Source organism: Glutamicibacter protophormiae (assembly GCF_016894325.1).
Classification (GTDB): domain Bacteria; phylum Actinomycetota; class Actinomycetes; order Actinomycetales; family Micrococcaceae; genus Glutamicibacter; species Glutamicibacter protophormiae.
In genome coordinates, this window is the sequence record NZ_CP069806.1 from 1,018,418 (window position 1) to 1,032,484 (window position 14,067).

At 62.7% G+C, this 14,067-nt stretch carries 13 protein-coding genes and 2 tRNA genes; 13 read left to right on the forward strand and 2 right to left on the reverse strand.

Annotated features, from left to right (window positions below):
* The first annotated feature begins 14 nt into the window (after positions 1-14).
* The 7 genes from JQN66_RS04875 (at position 15) to JQN66_RS04905 (ending at position 6,129) form a co-directional block, all read left to right on the forward strand.
* Positions 15-1,280, forward strand: coding sequence for an MFS transporter (locus JQN66_RS04875; RefSeq protein WP_204676867.1), 1,266 nt, complete (start codon positions 15-17; stop codon positions 1,278-1,280).
* Between the two features lie 50 nt (positions 1,281-1,330).
* Positions 1,331-2,446, forward strand: a complete 1,116-nt coding sequence (locus tag JQN66_RS04880; protein WP_204676868.1) for a glycosyltransferase family 4 protein — start codon at positions 1,331-1,333, stop codon at positions 2,444-2,446.
* A 96-nt stretch (positions 2,447-2,542) separates the two neighbouring features.
* A tRNA-Asn gene (locus tag JQN66_RS04885) sits at positions 2,543-2,615 on the forward strand.
* A gap of 270 nt (positions 2,616-2,885) precedes the next feature.
* The gene (locus JQN66_RS04890) at positions 2,886-3,728 is read left to right on the forward strand and encodes a phage holin family protein (protein WP_204676869.1); all 843 of its coding nucleotides are present in this window, start codon (positions 2,886-2,888) and stop codon (positions 3,726-3,728) included.
* Positions 3,729-3,799: 71 nt separating this feature from the next.
* Positions 3,800-4,720: a DMT family transporter gene (locus JQN66_RS04895; protein ID WP_204676870.1), complete on the forward strand. Its 921-nt coding sequence runs from the start codon at positions 3,800-3,802 to the stop codon at positions 4,718-4,720.
* Between the two features lie 49 nt (positions 4,721-4,769).
* A complete protein-coding gene (locus JQN66_RS04900; RefSeq protein ID WP_204676871.1) occupies positions 4,770-5,957 on the forward strand; it encodes a glycosyltransferase in 1,188 nt (395 codons plus the stop codon).
* 98 nt (positions 5,958-6,055) lie between these two features.
* Positions 6,056-6,129: transfer RNA gene (locus JQN66_RS04905), tRNA-Ile, on the forward strand.
* 109 nt (positions 6,130-6,238) lie between these two features.
* Here JQN66_RS04905 and JQN66_RS04910 read toward each other — a convergent pair.
* Positions 6,239-6,769 (reverse strand): M23 family metallopeptidase, encoded by a 531-nt coding sequence (locus JQN66_RS04910; protein ID WP_204676872.1) that lies wholly within the window; start codon positions 6,767-6,769, stop codon positions 6,239-6,241.
* 393 nt (positions 6,770-7,162) lie between these two features.
* Here JQN66_RS04910 and rpsB point away from each other — a divergent pair, with 393 nt between their 5' ends.
* From rpsB to JQN66_RS04940, 6 genes are all read left to right on the forward strand, one after another.
* Complete coding sequence (rpsB, locus tag JQN66_RS04915) at positions 7,163-7,999, forward strand: 30S ribosomal protein S2 (RefSeq protein ID WP_204676873.1); 837 nt, start codon at positions 7,163-7,165, stop codon at positions 7,997-7,999.
* Positions 8,000-8,140: 141 nt separating this feature from the next.
* Complete coding sequence (tsf, locus tag JQN66_RS04920) at positions 8,141-8,977, forward strand: translation elongation factor Ts (RefSeq protein ID WP_204676874.1); 837 nt, start codon at positions 8,141-8,143, stop codon at positions 8,975-8,977.
* Between the two features lie 192 nt (positions 8,978-9,169).
* On the forward strand, positions 9,170-9,892 hold the full coding sequence (gene pyrH / locus JQN66_RS04925) for a UMP kinase (RefSeq protein WP_188947692.1): 723 nt from the start codon (positions 9,170-9,172) through the stop codon (positions 9,890-9,892).
* Positions 9,893-9,969: 77 nt separating this feature from the next.
* Complete coding sequence (gene frr, locus JQN66_RS04930) at positions 9,970-10,527, forward strand: ribosome recycling factor (RefSeq protein ID WP_188947693.1); 558 nt, start codon at positions 9,970-9,972, stop codon at positions 10,525-10,527.
* 50 nt (positions 10,528-10,577) lie between these two features.
* Entirely contained in the window at positions 10,578-11,777 is a 1,200-nt protein-coding gene (locus JQN66_RS18460) for a phosphatidate cytidylyltransferase (protein ID WP_239464144.1), read from the forward strand.
* Between the two features lie 151 nt (positions 11,778-11,928).
* Positions 11,929-12,501, forward strand: coding sequence for a DivIVA domain-containing protein (locus JQN66_RS04940; RefSeq protein WP_204676875.1), 573 nt, complete (start codon positions 11,929-11,931; stop codon positions 12,499-12,501).
* A gap of 107 nt (positions 12,502-12,608) precedes the next feature.
* Here JQN66_RS04940 and JQN66_RS04945 read toward each other — a convergent pair whose 3' ends face one another.
* A complete protein-coding gene (locus tag JQN66_RS04945) occupies positions 12,609-14,033 on the reverse strand; it encodes a sodium/solute symporter (RefSeq protein WP_204677483.1) in 1,425 nt (474 codons plus the stop codon).
* Positions 14,034-14,067 lie beyond the last annotated feature (34 nt).

Consider the following 14,067-nt stretch of genomic DNA (forward strand, 5'->3'; position numbering starts at 1 on the left):
AGGGGAGGTGGCATATGGCTGATCTGCGCAAGTCGCAACGAATGCTGCTACGCTCGAATGCCGCAGATGCCGCCGGCCGGACTCTGGGTGAATTCACCGTGGAGCTGCTCTTCATTTCCACCTTGGCCGCCAACGCATTCGACATGGGTTTGCTTAACGCCCTGGGGACGTTGGCGTTCGTGGCGGCCACGCTTCCGGCGGGATATGTGGTGGATCGTCTCGGACCGCTCCGAGTCCTGCGGCTCGGACTCGGCGCCAAATTCGGGCTCATGGGTTGTTTGCTGATCCTCAGTGCTGCCGGCGCGCTGAGTATCGCGCTGGGGCTGGTCCTGGCGACGCTTCTGGGCTTCTGCAATGTTTTCAGCGAAACGTCCCAAGCCGCTGCGGCGCCCGCGCTGACAATTGAGCGGACCTCGATGGCCGGGCTCATTGCACGGCTGGCCGCAGCCGATCAGGCATTGAGCATCATCATTCCGGCCGCCGCGGGAACGCTGTTCGCGCTTTTGGGCGCTCCGCCGTTGCTGGCGGCCGCCGCGGCCTTGCTGCTTGCGGCATTCGGCACCTCGTGCGCCATCCGCGGGAAGGAAGCAGCTCATTCAGCGGGGGCTGAAACCGTGCGAAGCGTATCTGAACGAGGGTCCTTCGCCGCCGGCATGCGCTACGTGTGGGGCAGCCCGATGCTCAAGGCGCTGACCTTGAGTGTCGCGTTTTCCAATCTGGGACTGGCGATCGGTTCGGCCGTTGAAGGCCTCTTCATCGTCAATGAGCTGGGGCTGGGTGCCACGGGGTTCGGACTGTATGCGGCACTTGGCGGACTTTCCGGCTTGGCGGGTGCCCTGCTGGCTCCGCGGTTGGCAGAAAAATTCACGCCAAGCCAGCTCGCGCTGCCGACTATCGCGGGGCAGGTCGTTTTGTCGGGTCTGGTGCTCGCTGCGGGATTCGCCGCGCCGCCGCTGGCGGTCATTCTGCTCGCCGCGCAAGCGTCCGGGTGGGGGATGCTGCTCCTGGTGTTCAACGTGGCAATGGCAGCGTGGGTAGCCGAGATTACCCCTGAGCAGCTGCTTGGGCGCGTTACCAGCGCACGTCGATTGTTCACGTTCGGCGTCGTGCCACTCGGGGGCCTGCTGGGCGGAGGCATCGGCGCAGTCTTCGGCATCCGCGCGGCATTGGGGGCTTGGGTGCTGGCAAACGTTGTGGGATTGGCATGCTACCTGATGCTTTCCAAGGCTGGCCGGCATGCGCAGGATCCGTCTGTCGATGAAGAAGTCCCTGGAACCTAGCGGATAGGCTTAACTTCCAACCGCTGCCAACGACGAAGGCGACTCACCTCGTGAAACTCGTTATCGATGCCCGATACACCCGCATTACCCACCATGACGGGATCAGCCGTTTCACGGCAGGGCTGATTGCGGCGGCTTCCGAGCTTGCCGAGGTCACGATGCTGATCAATGATCCCCGGCAACTGCCAATGCTGCCGGACGTGCCCTACCTGAAGGTGTCGTCCCCGACCAGCCCACTTGAGCCGCTGGTAGCGCTGCGGGTCAACAAGCTGAACCCCGATGTCGTGTTCTCGCCGATGCAGACCATGGGGACGCTCGGGCGCAAATATCCGGTGATCCTGACCCTGCACGACTTGATCTACTACTCGCATCCCCATGCCCCGAAATTCCTGCCGGCGCCGATCCGGCTCGGCTGGTACCTGTTCCACCAGGTGTACTGGCCGCAGCGCTGGCTCCTGAACCGGGCAGATGCGGTGGCCACGGTATCCAATACGACCGCTTCCCTGATGCGCGAACACAACCTGACGCGCAAGCACATCGGGCTGGTCTCGAATGCGCCCAGCGGAACTTTTGCCCGGCGCTCGGAAACTGCCGAACCCAGGAAGACCCTGCTGTACATGGGCTCATTCATGGAATACAAAAACGTCGAGACGCTGCTTGCAGGCATGGAGTTCCTGCCCGACTTCGAACTGCACCTGTTGAGCGCCATCGCGGATCAGCGCCGCGGCGAACTTGAGCAGCGGATCCCCGAGGGTGCAAGAGTCGTCTTCCACAACGGCGTCAGCGACCAGAAGTACGAAGAAATGCTGGGAGAATGCACCGCCTTGGTGACCTTGTCGCGTGAAGAAGGATATGGGCTGCCGCTGGTCGAGGCCATGAGCATGGGAACCCCGGTAGTCGCCACCGACATGCCGATTTTCCGTGAAGTCGCGGATGATGCTGCTCTCTTTGCTGCGCCCGACGATCCCCAGGGCTTCGCGGCGCAGGTGCGCCGGCTGGCGGACAGCGCGACATGGAGCCGATTTTCGCGACGCGCGGTGCAGCGCGCGGAAAATTATTCCTGGGAACGGTCTGCCCGCCAGTTGATCGAGCTCGCAGAGTATGCTTCAAATCACAGGGCGAGGTTGAAGGGTAGCGCGGGAAAAACTTTCGGTGCCATGGGGTGAAACCCGGAAAATCAACGGGAAGATGCCTCTCAACCCCATGGCTGCTGCCGATTTGAAAACCCGGCTTGGCCAGTGATAAGGTATATCTCGTTGCAATCCTCCATAGCTCAATTGGCAGAGCATTCGACTGTTAATCGAAGGGTTACTGGTTCAAGTCCAGTTGGAGGAGCGAAAAGAACCTCCCAATCACCTCTGGTGATTGGGAGGTTTTCTCATTTTCGTGGGCAGAAGCGCTCAGGTACTGGTCAGGGCGCGCACAAATTTTTGCATCGCTTATAGTCAACCGGGTTCAGGCGATAGACTTTCGATCGAGAACAGATACACCCGTGGCATGAGATCGAGCCGTGGGTATTACGCCTGAAGACTGAGTCGCCTGCGACAACTGGAGTGCTAGCGTGAGTACTACCGGTTATCCGGCGATCAAGAATATGGAGAAACCATGTCTGAAGCTGAATCGACCCAGACTGATGAAAGTCTGAAGTCGAGCGTCAAGAGTGCCAAGGCACAAGTCGAAGGCCTCAAGGAACTTGTTCCGCAGCAGATCTCGGACGAACTGAAGCTCGCGACGACCCTGCTTAAGAGCAAGGGCATCAGCCTGGGCATGGCTGGCGCCATGGCCGGCGCGGCCTTGGTCCTTGTCCTGCTGTTCGGTATCGCTGCCGTGGTCACCTTGATCAACGTTCTGACGATCTGGCTCCCAGGCTGGGCTGCAGCTTTGATTTTGGCGGGATTCTTCCTGGTTCTTGCCGCAATTCTGGCGCTTGTCGGATACCGCAAGGTCAAAAAGGCGATGCCGCTCAAGCCTGAGGCAGCGATTCGCGGCATCCGCCACGACATCGGTGTTCTCAAGGACGGCAGTAACTTCGATGTCAGCACCCTGGATGAACCGTTGAAGAAGAAGTCCGAAGACGCCGAGGGCAAGGACTCCAAGTCCAGCGAGCCCAAGCCGCCGGCACCGAGTGCCGATGAGCTCATCCTGCGCACCAAGCGCCGCCGTCGCCAGATCCAGGCCCTGCGCGACAATCTCGGAGAAAGCATCCAGGTTCCGCTGGCCAAGGTCGACAAGGTCCGCCACTTCGCCGAGAGCACCGGTGAGCGTGTCAGCAACGCGGCCGCCAAGGCTCGCAGCTTCGTGCGCCCGTCCTCCGCTTCGGGCGAAGACCTTTCGGAGTCCGACAGAGCCGCTGCCGAACGTATGGAGAAGGCCAAGCCTTTCGTCGTGGCGGCAGGCTCAGCGACCGCCCTGGCGGTTGTGCTCCGCAAGCTCTTCAAGCGCTCCTAGGCTTTGATGCCGAGGGCGGACGCGCGCAACGCCTCACGGCATGAAAACAACTAGGCCAGAAAGGCACTGACATGGTTTGGATCGCTATTACAGCGGCACTATGCAGTGCCTTTTGCCTTGCTTTCGGAGCCCACTTCCAAGCCATGGCCGTGCGCAATTCCGTGGGCGGTCTCGATCTGAAGATCGGAAACATCGGCAAGCTTGTTTCCAATGGGCGCTGGATGAGCGGTTTGCTCCTGATGGTCTCGGGCATGGCGTTGAATGTTTTTGCGCTGGCGAATGCGCCGTTGACGGTCGTGCAGCCTGTCGGCGCCATCGCGTTGGTCATCACCGCCCTGGTCAACGCCAAGGAATCGGATCTGACGCTGAACCGGCCCACCGTATTGGCCATCGCCAGCTGCATGGCCGGTTCGGTTGGTTTCGTGCTCATGGCCATTATGGTCACCAACACCAACCAGAGCATGACGCAGGCCGAAGCACACCTGATTGAATTCATCCTTGCCTGCGTCGTGGCCGCGGTGGCCCTATGCACCGTGGTGTTCCACAAGCGGCTCGGAGCGTTCTTCTACATCGTCGGCGCCGGAATCCTGTTCGGATTCGTCGCCGTGCTCGTGCGCATGATTGCAGTGGCCGTCCTGGATCTGGGGGACGCAAGCCTGTCCAATCTGCCGTGGCTCGCCGGGCTCTCCGTGGTCGTCGCCGGTTTGCTCGGATCGTATTTCGTCCAGAAGGCCTACGCCAAGGGCCCTCCCGATCTGGTTATCGCTGGACTGACCGTCATCGACCCGATCATCGGCATTGCCATCGGCGTGATCATCCTCGGGGAGCTCCGACCGGATGTGCCGGTGCTGATATCCCTGGCCATGCTGGTCGCCGGCATTCTGGCCATCATCGGTGTGGTGGCCTTGTCCAGGCACCATCCTGATGTCATTGAGCGACGGGTCAAGCATGCGGCGAACCGCAGCAAGAGTATGCAGGGCGAAGAGAAGTAGTCGTGCCACGCGGCACGCAATGGAATTAGTACATGTTGAACGACAAAGGATGCTTGTGGCCGAGGATAAACCGCTGACTATCGTCATCGCCGCCGATACCTACCCGCCGGATGTAAACGGCGCCGCCATGTTCTGCTATCGCCTGGCAACGGCCATGCATGAACGCGGCCACCGGGTGCATGTCTTGGCTGCGCGAGGAGAGTCCGGCCGAACCTATACGGAGGTTCGCGACGAGGCCATCGTGCACCGACTCAGGTCGCACGCCGTGCCGACCCACGAATATTTCCGCATCGTCTTCCCCTGGGAAGTCAATCGGCAAATTGAGAAGCTACTTGCCGAAATCAATCCGGATGTAGTGCATGCGCAAAGCCACTACATGATCGGACAGCACACCCTCGCCTGGGCGCGGAAGCACAAGGTCCGATCCATCGCTACGAACCACTTCATGCCGGAGAACCTGGACCCTTTCCTTCCGTTCCCGGTCTGGTTCAAGAAAATCGTGGCGCACAACTCCTGGCGGGACATGGGCAAGATCTTCGGCCGCGCCGACGCCGTGACCACCCCGACGCCGCTGGCCGCCAAGGCTATGCGGGAGCGGGCCAGGCTGAAGGACGTGCTTCCGCTGTCCAACGGCATCGAGGTCGGCAACTATGAGCTGGCCGAGGGTGAAACTGTGTTCAAGAACGAGGCGCCCACGATCCTCTTCGCGGGCAGGCTGGCCGTGGAAAAGAACATCAATGAACTCATTGAAGCGCTGCCGCTGATGCATTCGGTACCCAACGCAATACTCGAGATTGTCGGCGGCGGCGAGCAACGCAAGAACCTGGAACGTATCGCCGCCGAGCAGAAAGTCGGCGACCGGGTGCGCTTTTTGGGGCAAGTTCCAGATGAAGAACTCCGCCAGGCTTACCTGCGTTGCGATGTTTTCTGCCAGCCTGGCACCGCTGAATTGCAGTCGCTTGTGACCTTGGAAGCATTGTCGGCTTCCAAACCCGTAGTGCTGGCAAACGCCATGGCCTTGCCGCACCTCGTGGACGAAGGCATCAACGGTTACATGTTCACCCCCGGGGACCGGCGGGACCTGGCCGACAAGCTGGAAAAGGTGCTTGGACTCGACGAGGCGGGCCGGGCCAAGCTGGGCCAGGCAGGTCATCGCAAGGTGCTGAACCATGCGCAGGAAAAGACCATGGACGCCTTCGAAGCCCTGTATCGCGGACAAAAAGTGACCATCCACTAATTGGGTTCAAGCCCGTGCGCCGAATCGGCGTTTGGGCTGGTGATGCCCTAGAATATTTCGAGTGTGCTTCGCCTGGACTGACAGGAAAGCTCACGGATGGGGAGTTAGCTCAGTTGGTTAGAGCAGGGGACTCATAATCCCTTGGTCGTCGGTTCAAGTCCGTCACTCCCTACCCAATCGAATCGCCCGTTGACCTGTGTAAACAGGTTGACGGGCGATTTTCCTTTAGTGCTCAAGGGTCCATCTCGACCACGCTTTCACCATAATTTTTCTCCGCGCTCCTAGCGCAGCGGCAGGAGGATGGATGGCCGCAAGTCGCGGATGAGCAGCACCGGATCGATGTATTCGCCGTCGAGCCGAACGCCCCAGTGCAGGCAGCGCTTCGAGCAATGCGCTCCGGTGGCCACGGTTCCGACGTTGTCTCCCGCCTCGATCCAGGTGCCGACCGCGAGCTCGCTGCTGACGGGTTCGAGGCTGGTGACGAAACCCCCACCGTGGTCGATCACGAGCACGGGACGGTCCACCACCGTTGAACGGAAGCTGACTCGTCCCCGGTGCGGCGCCAGCACGTTCGTCCCTTCAGTCGCCCGCAGATCGACTCCCCGATGACCGGCAAGCCATTCCTGTTCGGGTTTGTCGAACGGCGTCAGAATTCCAGGCTCACCAGCCAGCGGCCATTGCCAACCCAGTCGTCCGGTGGCTGCTGCCGACAACGGGGCCTGCACAGCGGTATCGCGCGGCGTGCCCGCGGCGGTCAGCATCGTGAGCAGAAACAGCAGCTGGAGCAGCGCGAGCAGGCGAAAAGTTTTCATGGCTCCACACTGCGCCGCCGGGGGCTGGACTGCGCCGGAATGCCCGCCATTTGTGGGCGGCTCGATGGGCGCTAAGTCACCTGCCCCTCCGGCAAAGCGGGGCCGGCGGGTGTAGTACACTGAAAAGTGCAGTTTTTTGTCAGAGGTGTGTCCAAATTCGGATGTTCCGGACAGGAAATTGACTTCGCGCAAGAAGTCCCTCCCCACGCAAGCGGGGAGGCCGTCCGTTCCAGTGGTCCGAGAGAATCGGTGGACGGCGTGCGGAATGCCAAGCATTCCGGGTTCATGCCAGGGCGGATGCTCACCATGTGCATCTGCAACAACCCAAACAACTAGGGCAGTTACCGCGGGCGTTCGTGCGCCCGGTCCGCTACTGCTGAAAGGAGTTGCGACATGCCAGTCGTAACCATGCGAGAGCTGCTGAACAGCGGCGTACACTTCGGCCACCAGACCCGTCGCTGGAACCCGAAGATGAAGCGTTTCATCCTGACCGAGCGCAACGGCATCTACATCATCGACCTGCAGCAGTCGCTGTCGTTCATCGACCGCGCCTACGAGTTCGTGAAGCAGACCGTTGCACACGGCGGCTCGGTGCTGTTCGTTGGCACCAAGAAGCAGGCTCAGGAATCAATTGCCGAGCAGGCTAATCGCGTTGGCCAGCCATACGTGAACCAGCGCTGGCTCGGCGGTATGCTGACCAACTTCCAGACTGTCTCCAAGCGCGTCCAGCGCATGAAGGAACTGGAAGAGATCAACTTCGACGACGTTGCCGGTTCGGGCCACACCAAGAAGGAACTGCTGCTGCTGAAGCGCGAGCTGACCAAGCTGCAGAACAACCTCGGTGGTATCCGCAACCTGACCCGCACCCCGTCGGCCATCTGGATCGTTGACACCAAGAAGGAACACCTGGCAATCGACGAGGCCCAGAAGCTGGGCATCCCTGTTGTCGCCATCCTGGACACCAACTGCGATCCTGACGAAGTCACCTACCCGATCCCGGGTAACGACGACGCCATCCGCTCCGTCAACCTGCTGACCCGCGTTGTTGCCGACGCAGTGGCGGAGGGCCTGATTGCCAAGAACAACAAGGCTGCAGGCAAGACCGAGGGTGCCGCTGAGCCACTGGCTGAGTGGGAGCGCGAGCTGCTCGAGGGCGAGAAGGCCAAGGCTGAAGCCGCTGAGGCTGCAACCGAGGCTCCAGAAGCCACTGAGGCTCCAGAAGCCAAGTAGTCACTTCCGTGACTCCCGGAGTTTCCCTTCGGGCACTAGCGTGCTGTGAAGGGACACTCCACACTCTCGTGGGACGGGTTGGGTATCCGACCCGTCCCACGGGCAAACTAACTTGAAACTCCTAGCTGAATGGGATTGCACGTGGCAAACTACACCGCTGCTGATATCAAGGCACTGCGCGAGCGCACCGGCGCCGGCATGATGGACGTTAAGAAGGCTCTGGACGAGGCCAACGGCGACGCCGAGAAGGCCATCGAGATCATCCGCGTCAAGGGCCTGAAGGGCGCTACCAAGCGCGAAGGCCGTTCGACCGCCGAGGGCCTGGTGGCCGCTAAGGTCGACGGCAAGGCCGGCGTCATGATCGAGATCAACTGCGAGACCGACTTCGTTGCCAAGAACGACAAGTTCATCACCCTGGCCAACAAGGTCCTGGACGCAGCTGTTGCCTCGGGCGCAGCCGACGTCGAGACCCTGCTGGCATTCGAGGTTGACGGCAAGACCGTTGGCGACACCGTCATCGAAGAGGGCGCAATCCTCGGCGAGAAGGTTGTTGTCCGCCGCGTAGCACGCGTCGAGGGCGAGCATGTTGCTGCTTACCTGCACAAGACCAGCAAGGACCTGCCAGCGCAGGTTGGCGTGCTGCTGGCTGTCGATTCCGCTTCGGAAGCCGCAGCTGCCGTGGCCCACGACGTGGCCGTGCACACCGCTGCAATGGCACCGACCTACCTGACCCGCGACGAAGTTCCGGCAGAGAAGGTCGCCGACGAGCGCCGCATCGCTGACGAGACCGCTCGCGCCGAGGGCAAGCCAGAGGCCGCCCTGACCAAGATCGTTGAAGGCCGTCTGACCGGCTTCTTCAAGGAGCTTGTCCTGGTCGACCAGGCTTTCGCCAAGGATGCCAAGAAGTCCGTTGGTTCGGTTCTCGAAGAGGCCGGCACCAAGGCTGAGGCCTTCGCTCGTTTCCGCGTAGGCGCCTAAGCTTCACCGCTGAAGGCATTCGCACGAAATGCGTCCGCGGCCGCTAGCCGGCCGCACTAGAGAAAAGGGAGGTGGGCACCGAGCATACACTCGGTGGCTCACCTCCCTTTTCTCGAGCCCGGATCCCAGGGTAGCTTGGGACTCGGGATGATCCCCTCACCAAAGAATTACCAACTGCAGGAGTTAGACCCCATGTCAACCACCCCAGAAACCAAGCGTCGCCGCGTACTGCTCAAGCTCTCGGGAGAAGTTTTCGGCGGCGGCAAGGTGGGCGTCGACCCGAATACCGTCCGCGGCATTGCCGAGCAGATCGCCCAGACCGTGGGCGAGGTCGAGGTGGCAATTGTCGTCGGCGGCGGCAACTTCTTCCGCGGCGCCGAGCTGTCGGCTTCCGGCATGGACCGCTCCCGCGCAGACTACATGGGGATGCTCGGCACCGTCATGAACTGCCTGGCCCTGCAGGACTTCCTGGAACAGTGCGGCGTCGAGACCCGCGTGCAGTCGGCCATTGCCATGGCCCAGGTCGCGGAGAACTACATTCCGCGCCGCGCGATCCGCCACATGGAAAAGGACCGCGTGGTCATCTTCGGCGCCGGCGCCGGCCTGCCGTACTTCTCCACCGATACCGTGGCCGCCCAGCGTGCCCTGGAAGTCGACGCCGACGAGGTGCTGATGGCCAAGTCGGGTGTGGACGGCGTGTACACCGCCGATCCGAAGACCGATCCGACCGCGACCAAGATCGACACCCTGACCTACACCGAGGCGCTGGTCAAGAACATCCGCGTGATGGACCAGACCGCCATGACCATGTGCCAGGACAACAAGCTGGACATGCTGGTGTTCGGCATGGAAGGCGAGGGCAATGTCACTCGCGCCATCCGCGGCGAGCGAATCGGCACCACCGTCACCGCATAAGCGGTGAACGTGGCATAGGATTGTTCTAGATTTATTTTCCCTTGGTGGAAACAGCAATGAGTACTTGAGGAGTACCGGTGATTGACGAAACACTGGCGGAAACCGCCGAAAAGATGGACCGCACCATTGAGGCTGCGAAGGAAGACTTCGCGACGATCCGCACCGGTCGTGCCCACCCGGGCATGTTCTCGAAGGTCATGGTCGACTACTACGGCTCGCCAACCCCGCTGCAGCAGCTGGCATCCTTCGCCGTGCCCGAGGCGCGCACCATCACCATTACCCCGTTCGACGTGACCGCCATGCGCGAGATCGAAAAGGCACTGGGTGATCCAGAGGTCGGCGCCAACCCGTCGAGCGATGGCAAGATGATCCGCGTGACCCTGCCGGTGCTGACCGAGGAACGCCGCAAGGAATACGTCAAGCTGGCTCGTTCCAAGGGCGAGGACGCCAAGGTCTCGCTGCGCAGCCACCGCCGCAAGGCCAAGGACGCCATCGACAAGTTCGTCAAGGACGGCGAGATCGGCGAGGACGAAGGCAACCGTGCCGAGAAGGACCTGGACGCCCTGACCAAGAAGCACGTTGACGCGATCGACGAGATTCTGAAGAACAAAGAAGCCGAGCTGCTGGAAGTCTAATGCCGGGCTCGACAGATCACACTGAGGGCACGGCTTCGGCGGTGCCCTCAGTGGCATCCGGTGAAGCCAAACCCCTGACCCGCCGCGAGGCGCGAGCCCTGCAGGAAGCCCAGCAGAAGGAAGCCAAGCGCCGCGGCGCGAAGCCTGCCGCGCAGGAACCCGAAGCCGTGGGCCCGCAGCCGGAGATTGAACCGGTTCCGGCGGCCCCTGGCGCCGCGGTGGACTCGCAGCAGGCCAAGGAACGTGCCAAGGCGGCCTTCACCGCAGAGGACCGTTCACCGGTTCCTCCCGAGGAGCTCAAGGTTGAAGGGCCTGCCGAGCACCCTCCGGTCAGCGAAACCACGGACCTGGCCGAAAGCGGTGAACCGGATGCCGCCCGTGCGGCGGTGCCGACCGAACTGCTGGTGGGGGCTCCGGCCGAACCCAAGAAGTCGCGGGCCGGTCGCAACCTTCCGGCCGCGATCGGCGTCGGCCTGGTGATGCTCGGCCTGGTGCTGGCTGGCCTGTTTCTTTTCGAGCCGCTGCTGGTCGCGCTGATCGTGGTCCTGGCCGGGGTCGGCAGCTGGGAAGTCGCCCGCGCCACCACCCATGCCAAGACCTCGGTGCCATTGGTTCCGCTCTTCCTGGCCTCTGCGATGCTGCCCGTCAGCGCGATCTGGGGTGGCCTGGAAGCCGTGGGCTTCACCTACATGATCTGTTTGGTCATCGCACTGCTGGTGCGGTTGACGGAGGGGCTCAAGGGGGCCGCGGCCTCGGTGATGAGCAGCGTGTTCATCATCAGCTGGGTCCCGCTGCTGTTGTCCTTCGCGCTGCTGATCCTCGAAGAACCCAACGGCCAGTGGCTGATCGCCACGATCCTGCTGCTGGCGGTCAGCAATGACACCTTCGGCTATATCGTCGGGGTGCTGTTCGGCAAGCATCCCATGGCCCCGAAGATTTCGCCCAAGAAGTCCTGGGAGGGCTTCGCCGGGTCGATGCTCGGATCCATGGCGGTCGGCGCCTTGGCCATGCATTTCTGGCTGGACATGCCATGGTGGACCGGCGTGATCCTGGCATTCTTCACCACGATCGCGGCCACTACCGGAGACTTCTCGGAATCCATGATCAAGCGTGAGCTGGGCATCAAGGACATGAGCAACTTGTTGCCGGGGCATGGCGGCATCATGGACCGACTGGACTCGGTGGTCTTCGTCGTCCCGCTCGGCTACCTGATTTCCCACCTGCTGACGTGGAGCGTTTCCCTGCAATAATCCGCAACGCCGGCGCGGTGTGATCCTTTCCCATGGATGGCACCCGCCGGTGTGGCTTTTAACCCATGCCTCGGCTCACCCCATAGAATAACTAGGGATCACGGATCGCCTCGATCCGCCCCTGACTTTATCGAGAGAAGAAGGAACAGTCGTGTCGCAGCAGCAAGATGCTCCGTTTTCCCGGGTCCCGGATTCGGAATTCGGCTACAACGTCAAGCAGGTTGATGCGTTTCTCAGCCGCGCCCGTGCCACCTTCAACGGCGGCGGCAACGACGACAGCGTGGTCACCAGCCACCTGATCCGCCGCACGACCTTCGCCCCGCAGAAGGGCGGCTACCAGGCCCGCGAGGTCGACGGCGCGCTGGACCGCCTGGAAGACGTCTTCGCCAAGCGCGAGCGCGACGACCTGATCGCCCACCAGGGCGAGGAAGTCTGGCTGCAGCAGGTCGGCCGCCTGGCGGCGATCCTGCGCGGCCGCCTGCACCGAGCCAAGGGGGAGCGCTTCCGCCGCCCCTCGCGCACCAACGCTTCGAGCTACAACGTCGAAGACGTGGACCGCTTATGCGACCAGCTGATCGACTACTTCGAGAAGGACGTGCCGATGTCCGTGGACACCGTGCGCCGTGTGGAGTTCCGCTCCGCCACCGGCACGGAGGGATACGAGGAATCTCAGGTTGACGCGTTCCTCGACCGCGTGGTCGAGCTGATGGCCTCGATCGACTAGCACGGCACAGCTTCACAGGCCGCCGCCTGCCCGGTTCCTACCGGCAGACGGCGGCCTTCTGCGTCGCTGCGCGGGCTGCGGGCAAGGCTCCACGCCGGGCCGGCGGCTCAGAAGACCGAGTCGCGGTCCGGGACATGCAGCCGGGCCATGATGCGGTCCGTGTTGGACGGGATGCTGCGCGCGGTGGCCCGGGAGACCGCGATCATCACCACGAACGCCAGCGGGACGCTCCAGGCCGCCGGCTGGCGAAGCATGTGGAACCACAGCGCATCGACTTCCGGCAGCAGGCTGGAGACGATCAGCGACAGGCCGCAGGCGATCGCACCGGCCAGCATGCCGGCAATGGCGCCGCGGGCGGTGAGCGAGCGCCACCAGATTCCCAGCAGCAGCAACGGGCAGATGGTCGAGGCAGTGAACGCGAAGACGTTGCCGATGGCTCCGGCCAGCGCCAGGGAACTGGTCACCACGGCGATGAACACCGGCAGTGCGGTGGCCAGCACCGTGGAGATGCGGAAGCCCCGCACGGTTCCGGCAAAGAATTCCTGGGACAGCGCCCCGGCCAGCGAGACCACCAGCCCGGAGGTGGTCGACAGGAACGCGGCGAAGGCGCCGCCGACCACGATCGCGGTCAGCGCGTCGCCGAGGAACCCGTCCAGCACCGCCGAGGGCAGCAGCAGCACCGTGGCGTCGCTCTCCGCGCTGCCGCCCAGCTGCGGGGTGTAGAGCAGTCCCAGCACGCCGAGGGTGGTGGGCAGCAGGTAGAACACCGAGAGCAAGCCCAGCACGATCACGGTCGTGGAACGCGCCGCCTGCCCGGTGGGATTGGTGTAGAAGCGCACCAGCACGTGGGGCAGTCCCAACGTGCCGAAGAGCAGGGCGAGGATGATGGAGATGGTCTCGTACAGGTTCAGCCCGGCCACCGCTTCGAGCTGCGTCGTGATGCTTTCAAGGCGCGCGGTGCTGGACTGTTCGGGAATCACCTGGATGAGCAGGAAGATCGTGGGAATCACGAGTGCGGCCAGCTTGAACCAGTACTGGAAGGCCTGGACAAAGGTCACCGAACGCATGCCGCCGGAGACCACCGTGATGCACACGACCGCGGCCACGATCACCGGGCCGAGCCAGCCTGGCAGGCCGGTGGCGATCGAGAGGGTCAGCGCCGCCCCGTGCATCTGCGGAACGATATACAACCAGCAGATCACCACCACCAGGTAGGTGGTGATCTTGCGCAGCGACTTGGATTCCTCGAAACGGATCTGGGCGAAGTCCGGAATCGTGTAGGCCTGCGAGCGGCGCAGCGGCGCCGCGACGAACAGCAGCAGCATCAGATAGCCGGCGGTGTACCCGATGGGGAACCAGAGCCCCGACTGCCCGGAGAGCACAATCAGCCCGGCCACACCCAGGAACGAGGCGGCCGAAAGGTATTCGCCGCCGATGGCCGAGGCATTCCACCACGGGCGCACCGTGCGGCTGGCCACGTAGAAATCGCTGGTGGTGCGCGAAAGGCGCAGCCCGTGGAAGGCGATCAGCATGGTGGTCACGCACACCACGACTAGGGCCAGGGCA